Origin of the sequence: Pantoea sp. R13S299 (genome assembly GCF_048515925.1) — a bacterium.
Taxonomy (GTDB): Bacteria; Pseudomonadota; Gammaproteobacteria; order Enterobacterales; family Enterobacteriaceae; genus Pantoea.
In genome coordinates this window covers 1-17665 of sequence record NZ_JBLYEF010000008.1, presented here as the reverse complement: position 1 = coordinate 17665, position 17665 = coordinate 1, and the positions used below count along the sequence as shown (strand labels likewise).

General features: G+C 54.9%; 14 protein-coding genes and 1 riboswitch. Of the genes, 8 read left to right on the top strand and 6 right to left on the bottom strand.

Translation table 11 applies throughout. The annotated features are described in order from the left end of the window. Positions 1-97: 97 nt before the first annotated feature. Positions 98-4321 (top strand): DNA-directed RNA polymerase subunit beta', encoded by a 4224-nt coding sequence (gene rpoC, locus ACN1CO_RS22240; protein ID WP_419140713.1) that lies wholly within the window; start codon positions 98-100, stop codon positions 4319-4321. 55 nt (positions 4322-4376) lie between these two features. Here the strand turns inward: rpoC and ACN1CO_RS22235 are convergent, their stop codons facing one another. Continuing rightward, complete coding sequence (locus ACN1CO_RS22235; protein WP_419140712.1) at positions 4377-4559, bottom strand: DUF1127 domain-containing protein; 183 nt, start codon at positions 4557-4559, stop codon at positions 4377-4379. A 174-nt stretch (positions 4560-4733) separates the two neighbouring features. Here ACN1CO_RS22235 and ACN1CO_RS22230 point away from each other — a divergent pair, with 174 nt between their 5' ends. Further along, positions 4734-6188 carry a PLP-dependent aminotransferase family protein gene (locus ACN1CO_RS22230; protein WP_419140711.1) on the top strand — a complete coding sequence of 485 codons (1455 nt, stop codon included), beginning with the start codon at positions 4734-4736 and terminating at the stop codon, positions 6186-6188. 193 nt (positions 6189-6381) lie between these two features. Here ACN1CO_RS22230 and thiE read toward each other — a convergent pair whose 3' ends face one another. From thiE to rsd, 3 genes are all read right to left on the bottom strand, one after another. Next, positions 6382-7008 carry a thiamine phosphate synthase gene (thiE, locus tag ACN1CO_RS22225; RefSeq protein WP_419140710.1) on the bottom strand — a complete coding sequence of 209 codons (627 nt, stop codon included), beginning with the start codon at positions 7006-7008 and terminating at the stop codon, positions 6382-6384. A gap of 2 nt (positions 7009-7010) precedes the next feature. Next, a complete protein-coding gene (gene thiC, locus ACN1CO_RS22220) occupies positions 7011-8933 on the bottom strand; it encodes a phosphomethylpyrimidine synthase ThiC (RefSeq protein WP_419140709.1) in 1923 nt (640 codons plus the stop codon). An 87-nt stretch (positions 8934-9020) separates the two neighbouring features. Next, positions 9021-9121: riboswitch (TPP riboswitch) on the bottom strand. A 150-nt stretch (positions 9122-9271) separates the two neighbouring features. Beyond that, positions 9272-9778 (bottom strand): sigma D regulator, encoded by a 507-nt coding sequence (gene rsd / locus ACN1CO_RS22215; protein ID WP_419140708.1) that lies wholly within the window; start codon positions 9776-9778, stop codon positions 9272-9274. An 89-nt stretch (positions 9779-9867) separates the two neighbouring features. Between rsd and nudC the strand changes: the two genes are divergently transcribed. From nudC to ACN1CO_RS22185, 6 genes are all read left to right on the top strand, one after another. Continuing rightward, the gene (nudC, locus tag ACN1CO_RS22210; RefSeq protein ID WP_419140707.1) at positions 9868-10638 is read left to right on the top strand and encodes an NAD(+) diphosphatase; all 771 of its coding nucleotides are present in this window, start codon (positions 9868-9870) and stop codon (positions 10636-10638) included. Between the two features lie 40 nt (positions 10639-10678). Next, positions 10679-11746 (top strand): uroporphyrinogen decarboxylase, encoded by a 1068-nt coding sequence (hemE, locus tag ACN1CO_RS22205; protein ID WP_419140706.1) that lies wholly within the window; start codon positions 10679-10681, stop codon positions 11744-11746. 2 nt (positions 11747-11748) lie between these two features. Beyond that, positions 11749-12417, top strand: a complete 669-nt coding sequence (nfi, locus tag ACN1CO_RS22200; protein WP_419140705.1) for a deoxyribonuclease V — start codon at positions 11749-11751, stop codon at positions 12415-12417. Positions 12418-12480: 63 nt separating this feature from the next. Next, entirely contained in the window at positions 12481-13071 is a 591-nt protein-coding gene (locus ACN1CO_RS22195; protein WP_090967274.1) for a YjaG family protein, read from the top strand. Positions 13072-13259: 188 nt separating this feature from the next. Beyond that, positions 13260-13532 (top strand): nucleoid-associated protein HU-alpha, encoded by a 273-nt coding sequence (hupA, locus tag ACN1CO_RS22190; protein WP_003850136.1) that lies wholly within the window; start codon positions 13260-13262, stop codon positions 13530-13532. Between the two features lie 69 nt (positions 13533-13601). Further along, on the top strand, positions 13602-14264 hold the full coding sequence (locus ACN1CO_RS22185) for a DUF1481 domain-containing protein (RefSeq protein ID WP_419140704.1): 663 nt from the start codon (positions 13602-13604) through the stop codon (positions 14262-14264). Between the two features lie 32 nt (positions 14265-14296). On the opposite strand, the gene purD is transcribed toward ACN1CO_RS22185, so the two are convergent. Beyond that, positions 14297-15577 carry a phosphoribosylamine--glycine ligase gene (gene purD, locus ACN1CO_RS22180; protein WP_419140703.1) on the bottom strand — a complete coding sequence of 427 codons (1281 nt, stop codon included), beginning with the start codon at positions 15575-15577 and terminating at the stop codon, positions 14297-14299. A gap of 19 nt (positions 15578-15596) precedes the next feature. After that, on the bottom strand, positions 15597-17186 hold the full coding sequence (purH, locus tag ACN1CO_RS22175) for a bifunctional phosphoribosylaminoimidazolecarboxamide formyltransferase/IMP cyclohydrolase (protein WP_419140702.1): 1590 nt from the start codon (positions 17184-17186) through the stop codon (positions 15597-15599). Positions 17187-17665: the final 479 nt, after the last annotated feature.

The following is a 17665-nucleotide window of genomic DNA, read 5'->3' as shown; positions in this document are numbered from 1 at the left end:
ATAGCGCAGGGTTTAAAGCGCTCGCAATTGTACTGGTTACGGGGCGTTCAATTTCGGTTGGACGCCCTCTGAGTCTCACTCCGACGGGAGCTAATCCGTGAAAGACTTACTTAAGTTTCTGAAAGCGCAAACTAAGACCGAAGAGTTTGATGCGATCAAAATTGCGCTGGCTTCGCCAGACATGATCCGTTCCTGGTCTTTTGGTGAAGTGAAAAAGCCAGAAACCATTAACTACCGTACTTTTAAGCCAGAGCGCGATGGTCTGTTCTGTGCCCGTATCTTCGGGCCGGTAAAGGACTATGAGTGCCTGTGCGGCAAGTATAAGCGCCTGAAACACCGTGGTGTGATTTGTGAGAAGTGCGGCGTTGAAGTGACCCAGACTAAAGTACGCCGTGAGCGTATGGGCCACATTGAACTGGCGTCGCCGACTGCGCACATCTGGTTCCTGAAGTCACTGCCATCGCGTATCGGCTTATTGCTGGATATGCCACTGCGTGACATCGAGCGCGTGCTCTACTTTGAATCTTACGTGGTAATCGAAGGTGGCATGACCAACCTCGAGAAGCGTCAGATCCTGACTGAAGAGCAGTACCTTGACGCTCTGGAAGAATTCGGTGACGAGTTCGACGCCAAAATGGGCGCCGAAGCGATCCAGGCCCTGTTGAAAAACATGGATCTGGAGCAGGAGTGCGAGCAGCTGCGTGAAGAGCTGAACGAAACCAACTCCGAAACCAAACGTAAAAAACTGACCAAGCGCATCAAGCTGCTGGAAGCGTTTGTACAGTCTGGCAACAAGCCAGAGTGGATGATCCTGACCGTGCTGCCTGTTCTGCCACCGGATCTGCGTCCGCTGGTACCACTGGATGGCGGCCGTTTCGCAACGTCGGATCTGAACGATCTTTATCGTCGCGTGATCAACCGTAACAACCGTCTGAAGCGCCTGCTGGATCTGGCTGCGCCAGATATCATCGTGCGCAACGAAAAGCGTATGTTGCAGGAAGCGGTCGATGCACTGCTGGATAACGGTCGTCGCGGTCGTGCAATCACCGGTTCCAATAAGCGTCCGCTGAAATCGCTGGCTGACATGATCAAAGGTAAGCAGGGTCGTTTCCGTCAGAACCTGCTGGGTAAACGTGTCGACTATTCTGGTCGTTCGGTTATCACCGTTGGTCCATACCTGCGTCTGCATCAGTGCGGTCTGCCTAAGAAAATGGCACTCGAACTGTTCAAACCGTTCATTTACGGCAAGCTGGAACTGCGTGGCCTGGCCACCACCATCAAAGCCGCGAAGAAAATGGTTGAGCGCGAAGAAGCGGTTGTCTGGGATATCCTCGACGAAGTAATCCGTGAGCACCCGGTTCTGCTGAACCGTGCGCCTACGCTGCACCGTCTGGGTATTCAGGCCTTTGAACCGGTTCTGATCGAAGGTAAAGCGATCCAGCTGCACCCGCTGGTTTGTGCGGCCTATAACGCCGACTTCGATGGTGACCAGATGGCTGTTCACGTACCGCTGACGCTGGAAGCCCAGCTGGAAGCGCGTGCGCTGATGATGTCGACTAACAACATCCTGTCACCTGCGAACGGCGAGCCAATCATCGTTCCTTCACAGGACGTTGTACTGGGTCTGTATTATATGACCCGTGACTGTGTTAACGCCAAAGGCGAAGGCATGGTGCTGACTGGCCCGAAAGAAGCTGAGCGTATCTATCGCGCTGGCCTCGCCTCTCTGCATGCTCGCGTTAAGGTGCGTATCACCGAACACGAGAAAAATGAGCAGGATGAGTGGGTTGCTAAAACCAGCATCATCGATACCACTGTTGGCCGCGCCATCCTGTGGATGATCGTGCCGAAAGGTCTGCCTTTCTCTATCGTTAACCAGGCGCTGGGCAAAAAAGCTATCTCCAAAATGCTTAACACCTGTTACCGCATTCTGGGCCTGAAGCCGACCGTTATCTTTGCTGACCAGACCATGTACACCGGTTTCGCTTACGCTGCCCGTTCAGGCGCGTCAGTCGGCATCGACGACATGGTTATTCCAGAGAAGAAAGTGGAAATCATCACCGAAGCGGAAGCTGAAGTGGCTGAGATCCAGGAGCAGTTCCAGTCTGGTCTGGTAACCGCAGGCGAACGTTACAACAAAGTCATCGATATCTGGGCAGCAGCCAACGAACGTGTTGCCAAGGCGATGATGGAAAACCTCTCTACCGAACTCGTGATTAACCGCGACGGTGAAGAAGAGCGCCAGGTTTCCTTTAACAGCATCTTTATGATGGCTGACTCCGGTGCGCGTGGTTCTGCAGCACAGATTCGTCAGCTGGCCGGTATGCGTGGTCTGATGGCGAAGCCAGATGGCTCCATCATCGAAACACCAATCACGGCGAACTTCCGTGAAGGGTTGAACGTACTCCAGTACTTCATCTCAACCCACGGTGCTCGTAAAGGTCTTGCGGATACCGCACTGAAAACAGCGAACTCCGGTTATCTGACACGTCGTCTGGTTGACGTTGCACAGGATCTGGTTGTTACTGAAGATGACTGTGGTACACACGAAGGCATCATGATGACGCCTGTCATCGAAGGTGGCGACGTTAAAGAGCCACTGCGTGAGCGTGTACTGGGTCGTGTGACCGCTGAAGACGTTCTGAAGCCGGGTACTGCTGATATTCTGGTCCCACGCAACACGCTGCTCGATGAGCACTGGTGTGACGTGCTGGAACTGAACTCAGTTGACAGCCTGAAAGTCCGCTCAGTAGTAGGTTGTGAAACCGACTTTGGTGTGTGTGCGCATTGCTACGGTCGCGACCTGGCACGTGGTCACATCATCAACAAAGGTGAAGCGATCGGTGTTATCGCGGCACAGTCCATCGGTGAGCCAGGTACACAGCTGACGATGCGTACGTTCCACATCGGTGGTGCGGCATCACGTGCGGCTGCTGAATCCAGCATTCAGGTGAAGAACAAAGGTACCATCAAGCTGACCAACGCTAAGTCCGTAACGAACTCGGCAGGCAAGCTGGTGATCACCTCGCGTAACGTTGAACTGAAAATGATCGACGAATTTGGTCGTACTAAAGAGAGCTATAAAGTTCCTTATGGTTCTTCCATGGCGAAAGGTGATGGTGAGCAGGTTGCAGCGGGCGAAACCGTCGCAAACTGGGATCCGCATACCATGCCAGTCATCACCGAAGTGGGCGGTTTCATTCGCTTCACAGACATGGTTGATGGCCAGACGATTACCCGTCAGACAGATGACTTAACCGGTTTGTCTTCGCTGGTGGTTCTGGACAGTGCTGAACGTACTGCGGGCGGTAAAGATCTGCGTCCTGCGCTGAAAATTGTTGATGCCAATGGCAACGACGTTCTGATCCCGGGCACCGATATGCCGGCTCAGTACTTCCTGCCAGGTAAAGCGATTGTTCAGCTGGAAGATGGCGTTAAGATCAGTGCTGGTGACACGTTAGCGCGTGTTCCGCAGGAATCTGGCGGTACCAAGGATATTACCGGTGGTCTGCCACGCGTTGCTGACCTGTTCGAAGCGCGTCGTCCGAAAGAGCCAGCTATTCTGGCGGAGATCAGCGGCATCATCTCCTTCGGTAAAGAGACTAAAGGTAAGCGTCGTCTGGTGATTACTCCGCTGGATGGTAGCGAGCCGTACGAAGAGATGATTCCGAAATGGCGTCAGCTGAACGTATTCGAAGGTGAACGTGTTGAGCGCGGTGACGTGGTTTCCGATGGCCCAGAGTCTCCACATGACATCCTGCGCTTGCGTGGCGTGCATGCGGTGACCCGTTACATCACTAACGAAGTGCAGGAAGTTTACCGTCTGCAAGGCGTTAAGATTAACGATAAGCACATCGAAGTCATCGTTCGTCAGATGCTGCGTAAAGCAACCATCGTGAGCGCAGGAAGTGCAGACTTCCTGGAAGGTGAGCAGGCTGAATTCTCTCGCATCAAGATCTCTAACCGTGATCTGGAAGCGAACGGAAAAGTTGGCGCAACCTTCATGCGTGACCTGCTGGGTATTACTAAAGCGTCACTGGCTACCGAATCGTTCATCTCTGCAGCATCGTTCCAGGAGACCACACGTGTCCTGACCGAAGCAGCAGTAGCAGGTAAGCGCGATGAACTGCGCGGCCTGAAAGAGAACGTCATCGTGGGTCGTCTGATCCCTGCCGGTACCGGTTATGCGTACCATCAGGATCGTATGCGCCGCAAAGCGGCAGGTGAAGTTCAGGTTGCACCGCAGGTTACTGCGGATGAAGCCTCAGCCAGTCTGGCTGAACTGTTGAACGCCGGTCTCGGCGGCAACAAAAACGATTAATCGTTCTTTACCTGATAAAAACCCTGCCTCGGCAGGGTTTTTTTTTGTCTCTGATTCAGGCATTCCAGTCGTTGCGGCCAAGACCAATGTCTTTCAGCTGACTGTCACTCAGCTTTGACAGGATGACGCGCGTCTCACGCCGTAGCTGCCAGCGCTTATAACTGCGCCACAGGTAACGAACCAGCTGGTAAGGCGTGCCTGTAAACGGTTTAGTTGTGCGGTTCTCGTCATATCCCATGATAGTGCCCTCAGTGAAGTGTCTGAGAACTATTTTCAGCGGAACGCTCTGTATGATACAGATGCAAAAAACACCTTTTTTTAACATACAGATTGCAGTCACAGAGATCTGAATGGTAAAAAAGAAGCATAACTGTACTGGTTAATGCTCACCATCTGAGCCAGAGGAAATACAATGACCCGATATGAACATCTGGCCACACTGCTGGCTCAGCGCATTGAACAGGGTTTATATCGCAGTGGTGAGCGGCTGCCTTCGGTACGCAGTCTGAGTGCCGAACATGGCGTCAGCATCAGCACCGTACAGCAGGCTTATCATCTGCTGGAAGAGAAGCAGATGATCACACCGCAGTCGCGCTCCGGATATTTTGTCGCCTCGCGCAAAGCGACTCCACCGATGCCTGCGCTGACCCGTCCTGCACAGCGGCCGGTTGAGGTGACGCAGTGGGATGCGGTACTGGAGCTGATTAACAGTCGTCTGGAAGATGATGTGTTGCAACTGGGCAGCGGCATGCCCGACCTGACCCAGCCGACTCTTAAACCACTGTGGAAAGCCTTCAGCCGGCAGGCGCAGAAGCAGGACATGGCGCTGCTGAATTATGACAACCTCTATGGTGTTCTCGCGCTGCGGCAACAGGTTGCACGACTGGCAATAGACAGCGGTTGCCAACTGAATGCCGATGACATTGTGATTACTACCGGCTGCCATGAAGCGTTATCGGTCGCCGTTCGGGCAGTCTGCGAGCCGGGCGATATCATTGCCGTTGAGTCGCCATCGTTTCACGGCATCATGCAAACTCTGCGCGGCTTTGGCATTCGTGCCATTGAGATTCCGACGGATGCGGTCACCGGCATCAGTCTGGAAGCGCTGGAACTGGCCTTTGATCAATGGCCGATCAAAGCCGTCGTTGTCGTGCCGAACTGCAATAATCCGCTGGGGTTCATCATGCCCGAACAGCGTAAGCGGGCATTGCTGGCGCTGGCGCAGCGGTTTGATGCCGCCGTGATTGAAGATGATGTTTATGGTGAGTTAGCCTGGGAATACCCGCGCCCCTCCACGATTAAAGCGCTGGATCTCGATGGCCGGGTTCTGCTGTGCAGCTCCTTTTCCAAAACGCTGGCGCCAGGTCTGCGCGTCGGCTGGGTTGCACCTGGCCGCTATCGCGACCGCGTGCTGCACATGAAATATATCGTCACAGGCTCCACCGCCACACAGCCGCAGCATGCGGTTTCCGAGTTTATCCGCCAGGGCCATTATCAGCCCCATCTGCGCCGGATGCGGCAAATCTATCATCGTAACTATGAAACCTTTAGCTGCTGGGTACGCCACTACTTTCCCTGCGGCATCTGCGTATCCCGTCCTCAGGGCGGCTTTCTGATGTGGATAGAACTCCCCGAAGCGTTTGATGCGGTCCGGCTTAACCGCGAACTGCGCGAGTCAAAAATTCAGATTGCCGTAGGCTCACTGTTTTCAGCGTCGGGTAAATACCGTAACTGCCTGCGCTTAAACTACGGGCTGCCGATCAACGAGCAGACTGAACAGGCGCTGGCGCTGGTGGGTGCGGCTGTCGAACGTGCCATGCTATCGTGCGAACATGAGACACAGACTTCCGCTTCTTCTCCCGCATAGCGACAGGAAGAAGCAGGGCCGGCAAGAGGAGGGAACCGGCCCTGGTCAGATAACCTTAACCTGACGGATGCCACGTTAAGGTTTTGGATCACAGCACACCAGCGGCAACATTCCATTCTGCGCGCTGCTTTCCCGGAAGAAAGCTGGCATTACTGATTTTGCAGCCGCTATGCGCGACAGGTTCCACAAATCCTTAATTGCCAGGTCCTGCCAGCGCCAGCAGAGTCCGGGTTGCTTCACGCCAGTCGTCTGCCTGAGTAATCGCGCTCACTACCGCAATACTGCCTACGCCGGTTGCCAGCACCTCAGGTGCACGCGCAATTGAGATACCACCAATCGCCACGGTGGGAATATGCGTCAGCCGTGTCAGATGCCGTTTCAGCTGATCAATGCCCTGCGGCGCAGAAGGCATCTCTTTGGTCAGCGTCGGGAAAATATGCCCAAGGGCGATGTAAGAGGGCTGGATTGCCAGTGCGCGATCCAGTTCTGCATCGTCATGGGTGGAGAGTCCTAAACGCAATCCGGCCTGATGAATGCGGGCAAGATCGGCCACATCCAGATCCTCCTGACCCAGATGCACGCCATAAGCCTGATGTTTTATCGCCAGCTGCCAGTAGTCATTGATAAACAGGCGCGCGTCATAGCGTTTACCCAGCGCAATCGCCTGGGCAATGGCGGGCTCGGCGACCTCATCGGGCTGATCTTTGATACGCAGCTGCAGCGTGCGAACGCCCATCTCCAGCAGGCGTTCAATCCACTCAGGGCTATCAACCACCGGATAAAGCCCCAGTCGCGGGGCGGTAGCAGGGAATACGGGCATCGTTACTCCTCCTTAATGGCATCGGCGGGATGATACAGTTCACCGCCGTGGCTGCGAAAACGGTCTGACATCTGCGCCATGCCCACTTCGACCGGCTCGGCACGGGCATCCTGACGTGCAGCAAACTCGCGCACCTCCTGGGATATTTTCATCGAGCAGAATTTAGGGCCGCACATCGAGCAGAAATGGGCCACCTTGCCCGACTCCTGCGGCAGGGTTTCATCATGCATCTCCCGCGCCGTATGGGGATCCAGCGCCAGATTAAACTGATCTTCCCAGCGGAATTCAAAGCGTGCTTTGGACATGGCGTTATCACGGATCTGCGCACCGGGATGGCCTTTGGCCAGATCGGCGGCATGCGCCGCGATTTTGTAGGTGATCAATCCCTGCTTCACATCCTCTTTGTTGGGCAGACCCAGATGCTCTTTGGGTGTGACGTAACACAGCATGGCGCAACCAAACCAGCCAATCATGGCGGCACCAATGCCTGAGGTGAAATGGTCATAACCGGGAGCGATGTCGGTGGTCAGCGGGCCAAGCGTGTAGAAGGGGGCTTCATCGCACAGGTCGAGCTGTTCAGTCATATTGCGGCGGATCATATGCATTGGCACGTGGCCCGGACCTTCAATCATCACCTGAACATCATATTCCCAGGCAATACGGGTCAGCTCACCCAGGGTACGCAGTTCGGCAAACTGCGCCTCGTCATTAGCATCCTGAATCGAACCCGGACGCAGGCCATCGCCCAGCGACAGAGAGACATCGTAAGCGGCGCAGATTTCACAGATCTCGCGGAAGTGCTGATAGAGGAAGCTCTCCTGATGATGCGACAGGCACCATTTCGCCATGATCGATCCACCCCGCGAAACAATGCCGGTCAGACGTTTCGCCGTCATCGGGACATAACGCAGCAGAACGCCCGCGTGAATAGTGAAGTAATCGACGCCCTGTTCCGCCTGCTCAAGCAGCGTGTCCCGGAATATTTCCCAGTTCAGCGCCTCAGCCACGCCATTCACTTTTTCCAGCGCCTGATAGATCGGCACGGTCCCGATGGGTACCGGGCTGTTTCGCAAAATCCATTCGCGCGTTTCATGAATATAACGGCCGGTCGAGAGATCCATCACCGTGTCGGCACCCCAGCGTGTCGACCAGACCAGCTTTTCCACTTCTTCCTCGATGGAGGAGGTCACCGCCGAGTTACCGATGTTGGCGTTGACCTTCACCAGGAAGTTGCGGCCAATGATCATCGGCTCTGATTCCGGGTGATTGATATTGGCAGGAATGATGGCGCGTCCGGCCGCCACCTCCTGACGCACAAACTCGGGTGTGATGCTGGCTGGCAGATGCGCGCCAAAACTGTGGCCCGGATGCTGTTGCAGCAGCACCTTACTGCGGATTCGCTCACGGCCCATGTTTTCCCGCAGGGCGATAAACTCCATCTCCGGGGTAATGATCCCCTGGCGGGCATAGTGCAGTTGCGTGACGCGGCGGCCTGCGCGGGCGCGGCGCGGTGTGGGAAGATGATCGAAGCGCAGATGATCCAGCCCCTCGTCAGCCAGCCGCTGTTGCGTATAGCCCGAGCTATTCTGTTCGAGAAACTCGCTGTCGTCGCGTTCAGCAATCCAGCGAGCGCGCAGCTTTTCCAGGCCGCGATGCACATCGATCTGTGCCGCGGGATCGCCATAGGCACCCGCCGTGTCATAGACCGGCACCGCTTCATTTTGCTCATAGAGAGGCTGTTCTTTGCTGCCGCCAATGTGGGTCGGGCTTAGGGTGATTTCGCGCATGGGCACGCGAATATCTTCCCGGCTGCCGGTAATCCAGATGCGACGGGACTGGGGAAAGGCACTGCCGCTTTGCAGGGAATCGATAAATTCCTGCGCCTGGGCACGCTGTTCACGACGGGTCATTTTTGGTTCAGACATAGCAATCTTCCAGTTAAGGGGGAACGATGCTTGTCCGGAGTTCGGAAGGAGTAACCGTATAAACAGCACAGGCGTGCCGGCATACAGAGAAGATTTACTCTTGTTCCCTTCGCAGGTTCTAACCTGATCAGGTTCCGCGGATCCCGAATTAACGGTCTCAGCCCAACTGGGCACTCCGACAAGAAGCTGTTTTCACATTGAGTTCTGATAACAGACTCAGGCGTAAAAACCTTAGTTTTCAAAGCAAAAAAAAAAGGTTCTTTGGAGAGCACTCCTCAGAACCTGTTCAGCATAAAAGGGCTACGGGATAATCTCAACCCTTTTGCCAGCGATGACTATCACGCCGGACGGGCGATATGGCTGTCATTCGCCACCTGCGGGGGGACAAGCTTGTTATCCCATGCCAGCTGAATCAGCTTATCTTCCAGTGTAAAGCGTGCTTCCAGCACTTCGCCCACTTCGGATAGCGCCTGCTGGAAGGTCATACAGTTTTCGTCGTCAATCGCCTGCTGCAGGTGACCGTCATACAGTTGCATCAGACGCTCAGTATTGGCTTCCAGCGGGGGATAGATCTGCGCAGCAGCAATCATCGGGCTATCGCCACTCATTTCACTGATGACGCGCTCATAGATACTGAAGTGACCCGCAGAAAGATAATCGACCAGGCCGTGACAAAAGTTGTCCAGCGCCTGCTCATCCAGACGCGTCAGCGCCTCTTTATTTGGTTTAAGACCGACCAGGTGATAATAGGTCACCAGTAGCTGACGACGGGCTTCAAGCCACGAATCGACCAGTTCATTACTGCCACCTACGCGTTCAGCCAGGACGTCTAACTGGTTAAGCATATCTAACTCCATGTGAGTTATAGTTGTTTATCTACACACTTAACATCAGGGCTTCAGCGTGCGATTTGACGCTAAGGATGACGAAATAAATGCAATGCGAAATCTCAAGCGTAGACGCTGGATGGTGGATTGTCAGCCATGAACAGAAACTTTGGTTGCCACAAGGTGATTTACCCCGCGGAAACGCCGAAAAATTTGGTTTGACTGGCAGTAAGGCCCGTACCATTGGTGAGTGGCAGGGTGAAAAAGTCTGGCTGATTTGTGAGCCGCGCGCCTCCGATATGTTCTCAGTCCGGCAGTTGATCGATCAGGATGTGGAGCTGTTTCAGCTGGTGGGTCGCGGTGTGCAGCTGGCGGAATTCTACCGTTCTCATCGCTGGTGCGGCTATTGCGGCCATGAGATGCACCACAGCAAACATGAATTTGCCTGTCTCTGCAGCCATTGCCGTGAGCGTTACTATCCGCAGATTGCGCCCTGCATCATTGTGGCTATCCGTCGCGGCGATGAAATCCTGCTGGCGAATCATGCCCGCCATCGCAATAAGGTCTACACCGTGCTGGCGGGTTTTGTCGAAGTGGGCGAGACGCTGGAGCAGGCCGTGGCTCGCGAAGTGATGGAAGAGAGCAATATCCGCGTTAAAAACGTCCGTTACGTGACCTCCCAGCCGTGGCCCTTCCCGCAGTCGCTGATGACAGCGTTCATGGCGGAGTATGACAGCGGCGATCTGCAACATGACGGCAAAGAGCTGCTGGATGCGGCCTGGTTCCGTTTTGATGACCTGCCGCTGCTGCCACCGCCAGGCACCGTGGCGCGCCGTCTGATTGAAGATACCGTCGCCCTGTGCCGTGCCGAAGTGTAGAAGTGCTACACTACACGCCTGTTATTGAGAGAGTGTTGAGATGAGTGAACTGAAGAACGATCGTTATTTACGTGCCCTGTTACGTCAGCCGGTTGATGTCACGCCGGTATGGATGATGCGACAAGCCGGGCGCTATTTGCCGGAATACAAAGCGACACGCGCCCAGGCGGGTGATTTTATGTCGCTGTGTAAAAACGCCGAGCTGGCCTGTGAAGTCACCCTTCAGCCGCTGCGCCGTTATCCGCTGGATGCCGCCATCCTCTTCAGTGACATCCTGACCATTCCGGATGCGATGGGACTGGGTCTCTACTTTGAGACCGGCGAAGGCCCGCGCTTCTCTAACCCTGTGACCTGTCGCGCTGACGTTGAGCGTTTACCGGTGCCCGATCCAGAAATGGAGCTGGGCTATGTGATGAATGCGGTCCGCACCATCCGTAAGAATTTGAACGGCGATCTGCCGCTGATTGGCTTCTCTGGCAGTCCGTGGACGCTGGCCACCTACATGGTGGAAGGCGGTAGCAGCAAGGCGTTTACCAAAATCAAAAAAATGATGTATGCCGATCCCGCTACGCTACACGCGATGCTGGATAAGCTGGCCGACAGCGTGATCCTCTATCTCAACGCTCAGATCCGTGCCGGTGCGCAGTCCGTGATGATATTTGATACCTGGGGCGGCGTGCTGACCCGTCGTGATTACCTTGAGTTCTCACTCCATTACATGCACAAAATTGTTGATGGCCTGCTGCGTGAAAACGACGGTCGCCGCGTGCCGGTGACGCTCTTCACTAAAGGCGGCGGACAGTGGCTGGAAGCGATGGCAGCCACCGGTTGTGATGCGCTGGGTCTCGACTGGACTACCAATATTGATGATGCACGCCGTCGTGTAGGCGACAAAGTTGCGCTGCAGGGCAACATGGATCCTTCTATGCTCTATGCTGCACCGGAGCGTATCGAGCAGGAAGTGGCCGGCATCCTGGAGCGTTTTGGCTCGGGCACCGGTCACGTATTCAATCTGGGGCACGGTATTCATCAGGATGTTCCACCCGAAAATGCAGGCGTCTTCGTTGAGGCGGTGCATCGTTTATCACGTCCCTGGCATCAGGAGTAATCATGGATATTGCCGCACTTCGCGCTGAGCAGTTAAAACGCGCCGCTGACGTGGTGCGTGAAGATGACTTTGACGTATTGCCGCCCCGCTTTATTGGCGGAGCGGACGTTGGATTTGAGCAGGAAGGCACCGTTACGCGGGCAGCGATAGTGATACTGGAGTATCCCTCGTTAAAACTGGTGGAGCATCGCATCGCGCGCGTTGAAACCACCATGCCGTATATTCCGGGCTTTCTCTCTTTCCGTGAATATCCGGCACTGATGGCCGCCTGGCAGATGCTGGAGCAAAAGCCGGACCTGCTGTTTGTGGATGGGCACGGTATTTCGCATCCAAGGCGACTGGGCGTCGCGTCGCATTTTGGCCTGTTGGTCGATGTGCCGACGATTGGCGTCGCCAAAAGCCGCCTGTGCGGCCGTTTTGACGATCTGGATGCGCAGCCTGGCAGTCGTCAGCCGCTGATCGACAAAGGTGAGCAGATAGGCTGGGTATGGCGCAGCAAACTGCGCTGTAATCCGTTGTTTGTCGCCACCGGCCATCGCGTCAGCCTGGATACCGCGCTGCAGTGGGTCGAAAACTGTACGCGCGGTTACCGGTTGCCGGAACCGACCCGCTGGGCCGATGCGGTTGCTTCTAACCGAACCGCTTTCCAGCGCTGGCAAAACGCGCTTTAACACTGTTTGTGCTGCGGTTTTGCAGTTACACTGCGGCCAGCGAAACGAATAAGAGCCACCTTTATGTTACAAAATCCCGTTCATCTGCGTCTGGCGAAGCTGGAAAGCTGGCAGCACCTTACTTTTATGGCCTGCCTGTGCGAGCGCATGTATCCCAACTATCGCGCATTCTGCGAGCAGACTGAATTTGCCGATCCGGCACTCTATCGCCGTATTCTTGATCTGATCTGGGAAAACCTGACGGTCAAAGATGCGAAGATAAACTTCGACAGCCAGCTGGAAAAGCTCGAAGCCGCCATTCCTGATGGTGATGCGTTTGAGGTTTACGGCGTTTATCCGGCTATCGATGCCTGCGTAGCATTGAGCGAAGTCGTGCATGCGCAGCTGAGCGGTGAAACTCTTGAGCATGCCATTGAAGTCAGCGAGACCTCAATTACCACTGTCGCCATGCTGGAGATGACCCAGGCTGGACGCGAAATGACTGATGAAGAGCTGCGTGAAAACCCGGCTATCATCGATGAGTGGGACCTTCAGTGGGAGATTTTCCGACTGCTGTCGGAGTGTGAAGAGCGCGACCTTGAATTGATTAAAGGTCTGCGATCTGACCTGCGTGAAGCTGGAATTAGCAACATCGGTATAAATTTCCAGCAGTAAGGCGATAAAACGTGACTTCAGGCCCGAATTAGCGCGCCTGGAGGCTTCACATTGGCCCCCTGTCTGGTCTACATTTGGGGGGCTGAAAATTGTGGCTATCGGTGCGTGCAGGCAGAAGAGTGCCAGAATATGGCTTTTCCCTCGCACTCGTTGCTTAGCAAGCGATAAATACACTTTAAGGATAACTTATGAACAAGACTCAACTGATTGATGTGATCGCAGAAAAAGCTGACCTGTCTAAAACCCAGGCAAAGGCAGCGCTGGAATCTACTCTGGCTGCGATCACTGAGTCTCTGAAAGATGGTGATGCTGTACAACTGGTTGGTTTTGGTACTTTTAAAGTGAACCACCGCGCTGAGCGTACCGGTCGTAACCCGCAGACTGGCAAAGAGATCAAAATCGCTGCAGCAAATGTACCGGCATTCGTGTCTGGTAAAGCGCTGAAAGACGCCGTTAAGTAAGACGTCGCACTGCGGTTAAGCTTTAAAACAGGGGGCGTTTCGCCCCTTTTGTTTAAGAGGCCAGCCATCATGACCCCGCTGTTCCCGCGTTTATCTGTTCTGATTCTCTCCCTGTTTCTTTTCGGCTGCAGCTCGACTCCGGATATTCCTCCCTTTTCTGCCAGTGGCTATCTTGCAGATCGTGGCGTTGTGCGTATCTGGCGCAAAAACAGCGACCATCAGTCGGTCCATATCCGCACCCTCTATACGCCGTTCAGTGGCGGGGAAGGTGAAGTGACTGACTATGTCTGGCTGGAAGAATCATTGATCAGCATTCAGCGTCAGGTGAAGGGCAAACAGCCTGACGATGTGACCCTGCGCTTTGACCAGGCAGGTGGTCTCAACTTTATGCAGCGTCAGCTTGCAGAGCGGCGTGAAGCAGTCAGCCCGGATGCGGTCGAGCTCTATAAGTTTGACGCTCAGCGGATGCGTAACCTCAGCGATGCGCTGTTAAGCGGTCAGGTGTTCCTGAAACAGGGTCACTGGCTGGGAAACAATGTGCTGGATAGTTGTGAAGGTCAGCAGGTCAGACCCGCTTTTGACGCTGACGATGTGCAGATGCTGACACAGCAGCAGAGTAATGCAGCGGCACCGCTGATGGTGTCATGGCTTGAAGCGCCTGAAGGGATACAGTTGTTGCGGGTCAGTCAGAAGGATGACTGCTCACAGCAGCCGACAGAAGAAGATATGTGAAGTGAAAAGGGGGCACGCTGTGCCCCCTTTGCTTATTTGCGATTAATGGCGCGGTAGCCGATATCGTGGCGACAGAAACTGCCCTGCCATGAGATCGGCTTTGTCAGCTCGTAAGCCCGCTTTTGCGCCGCAGCGACATCGTCGCCCAGTGCGGTGACGCACAGTACGCGGCCACCGTTCGTCAGCACCCGATCTTCTTCCAGACGCGTTCCGGCGTGGAATACCTTGCCGTCAGCCACTTCTTCCAGTGGCAGGCCATGAATCTGATCGCCCTGAGCGTAATCACCCGGATAGCCACCTGCCGCCAGTACCACACCCAGCGCAGGACGTGGATCCCATTGTGACGTTTTCTGATCCAGCTTGCCGTCGCAGGCGGCAAGGCAAAGATCGACCAGATCCGACTGCAGGCGCAGCATGATCGGCTGAGTTTCCGGATCGCCGAAGCGACAGTTAAATTCGATCACTTTTGGCTGCCCGGTGTGATCAATCATCAGACCGGCATAGAGAAAACCGGTGTAGACGTTGCCTTCAGCGGCCATGCCACGCACGGTTGGCCAAATAACCTGATCCATCACGCGCTGGTGGATCTCATTGGTGACAACCGGAGCCGGTGAGTAGGCGCCCATTCCGCCGGTGTTCGGACCGGTATCGCCATCGCCGACACGTTTGTGATCCTGGCTGGTGGCCATAGGTAGTACATGCTCGCCGTCTACCATTACGATAAAGCTGGCTTCTTCGCCATCCAGAAACTCTTCAATCACAATGCGGTGTCCGGCGTCGCCAAAGGCATTTCCGGCCAGCATATCCTGAACCGCATCCTCAGCTTCCTGCAGCGTCATTGCGACAATCACGCCTTTACCTGCGGCCAGACCGTCGGCTTTGATAACGATTGGCGCGCCTTTCTCACGCAGATACGCGAGAGCAGGCTCAACTTCGGTAAAGTTCTGGTACGCCGCGCTGGGGATCTGGTGACGTGCCAGGAAATCTTTGGTGAAGGCTTTAGAGCCTTCCAGCTGTGCAGCAGCCTGCGTCGGACCAAAGATAGCCAGGCCCGCTTCACGGAAGGCATCCACGACACCCATCACCAGCGGTGCTTCAGGTCCGACAATCGTCAGATCGATCTTTTCGCGCTGTGCAAATTCAAGCAGGGCAGGGACATCTGTCGCACTGATCGCGACGTTCTGCAGCGCAGGCTCTAATGCGGTACCCGCGTTACCTGGCGCGACAAACACGGTTTCTGCCAGCGGCGACTGAACGGCTTTCCAGGCCAGAGCATGCTCACGTCCGCCATTGCCGATTACTAAAATTTTCATCTGTTATTCTCCGGAACGATTAATGGCGGAAGTGACGCATGTCGGTGAAGATCATGGCAATGCCATGCTCATCCGCAGCCGCAATCACTTCTTCATCGCGGATGGAGCCGCCAGGCTGGATAACGCAGCTCACGCCTACCGCAGCCGCAGCATCTATACCATCACGGAACGGGAAGAATGCATCCGACGCCATGGCTGAGCCTTTCACTTCAAGACCTTCATCGCCCGCTTTGATCCCTGCAATTTTAGCGGAGTAGACGCGGCTCATCTGACCGGCACCAATACCGATAGTCATGCCATCGCGTGAATAAACAATGGCATTAGACTTAACGAACTTCGCGACTTTCCAGCAGAACAGCGCATCACGCAGCTCCTGCTCGGTTGGCTGGCGCTTGCTGACCACGCGCAGCTGGCTGGCATCAACCATACCGAGATCGCGATCCTGGACCAGCAGGCCACCATTGACGCGTTTAAAATCCAGCGCGGTAGTACGGTTTTGCCACTGACCACAGATCAGGACACGGACATTCTGTTTAGCAGCGGTAATTTTCAGCGCGGCTTCGGAAACGGCGGGAGCGATGATCACTTCAACAAACTGGCGACTGATAATCGCCTGCGCAGTCGCTTCATCCAGCTCGCGGTTAAAGGCAATGATGCCGCCGAACGCGGAGGTCGGGTCGGTCTGGTAAGCCCGCTCATAGGCTGACAGCAGAGAGTCACCGGTCGCAACGCCACACGGGTTAGCATGTTTGACGATGACGCACGCGGGCTCACTGAACTCTTTAACGCATTCCAGTGCCGCATCCGTGTCAGCAATATTGTTATAGGAGAGCGCTTTGCCCTGAACCTGCTGCGCGGTGGCTACTGACGCTTCAGTGATATTCTCTTCTATATAGAAGGCCGCATCCTGATGGCTGTTTTCGCCGTAACGCATATCCTGCTTCTTAATGAAGTTCAGATTCAGGGTACGCGGGAAACGGCCGGCGGGCTGATTGCGTTCGCCGTGATAAGCAGGCACCAGGGTACCGAAGTAGTTAGCGATCATGCTGTCATAGGCGGCGGTGTGTTCGAAGGCTTTGATGGCCAGATCGAAACGGGTCTCAAGCGTCAGTGCGTTCTTATGAGCGTCCATTTCAGCAATGATGGCATCGTAGTCGCCGCTGCTGACCACAATGGCGACATCTTTATGGTTCTTGGCAGCAGAGCGCACCATGGTCGGGCCACCGATGTCGATGTTTTCCACCGCGTCTTCCAGTGAGCATCCTTCACGGGCGACAGTCTGTGCAAAGGGATAGAGGTTAACGACCACCATGTCGATTGGGCTGATGTCGTGCTGCGCCATGATGGCATCATCCTGGCCGCGACGACCTAAAATGCCGCCATGCACTTTCGGATGCAGAGTTTTGACGCGTCCATCCATCATTTCCGGGAAACCGGTGTAGTCAGAGACTTCAGTGACAGCCAGACCTGCATCCGCCAGAAGGCGAGCTGTTCCACCTGTTGAGAGCAGTTCGACACCGCGACTTGAGAGCGCCTGAGCAAATTCGAGGATACCGGCTTTGTCAGAGACACTGAGCAATGCGCGGCGTACAGGACGAGGTTGTTGCATGGTGGTTTATCCCTTGGCTTTGTTTCGCGTATATAAGAGCGTTACGTCAGGCTTCACAGCGGTTTTCTCTTCTATATAAGAAGAAAAGCTCAAAAACCTCAGGTAACGCCCCGAAAAGGGGTGTCCGGAATATTGCCCGGCATTGTAGCGAAAACGTTTGCGTGATGCTCGCCTAAATTCATTTAGCCCGCTCTGTGTGGATAACATTGTGTGTAACTGCGTATAACAGCGGCTTTTGCTGTGGAATGCAGCGAACGCTCTTTTTTATGCAATTTATGGGTTGCGACTCTCCGACAACTCCCTATAATGCGCATCCATCAACACGGAACACCGGCAACGGGAAACGGGTTGAGAGGCACAGGAGACTGAGCCGCCGGAGAAAAACTTCTGAGAAAGAGGTTGACTCTGCAGGAGGAAAGCGTAATATACGCCACCTCGCGACAGGACGCTAACGCACTGTTCGCACTGCTCTTTAACAA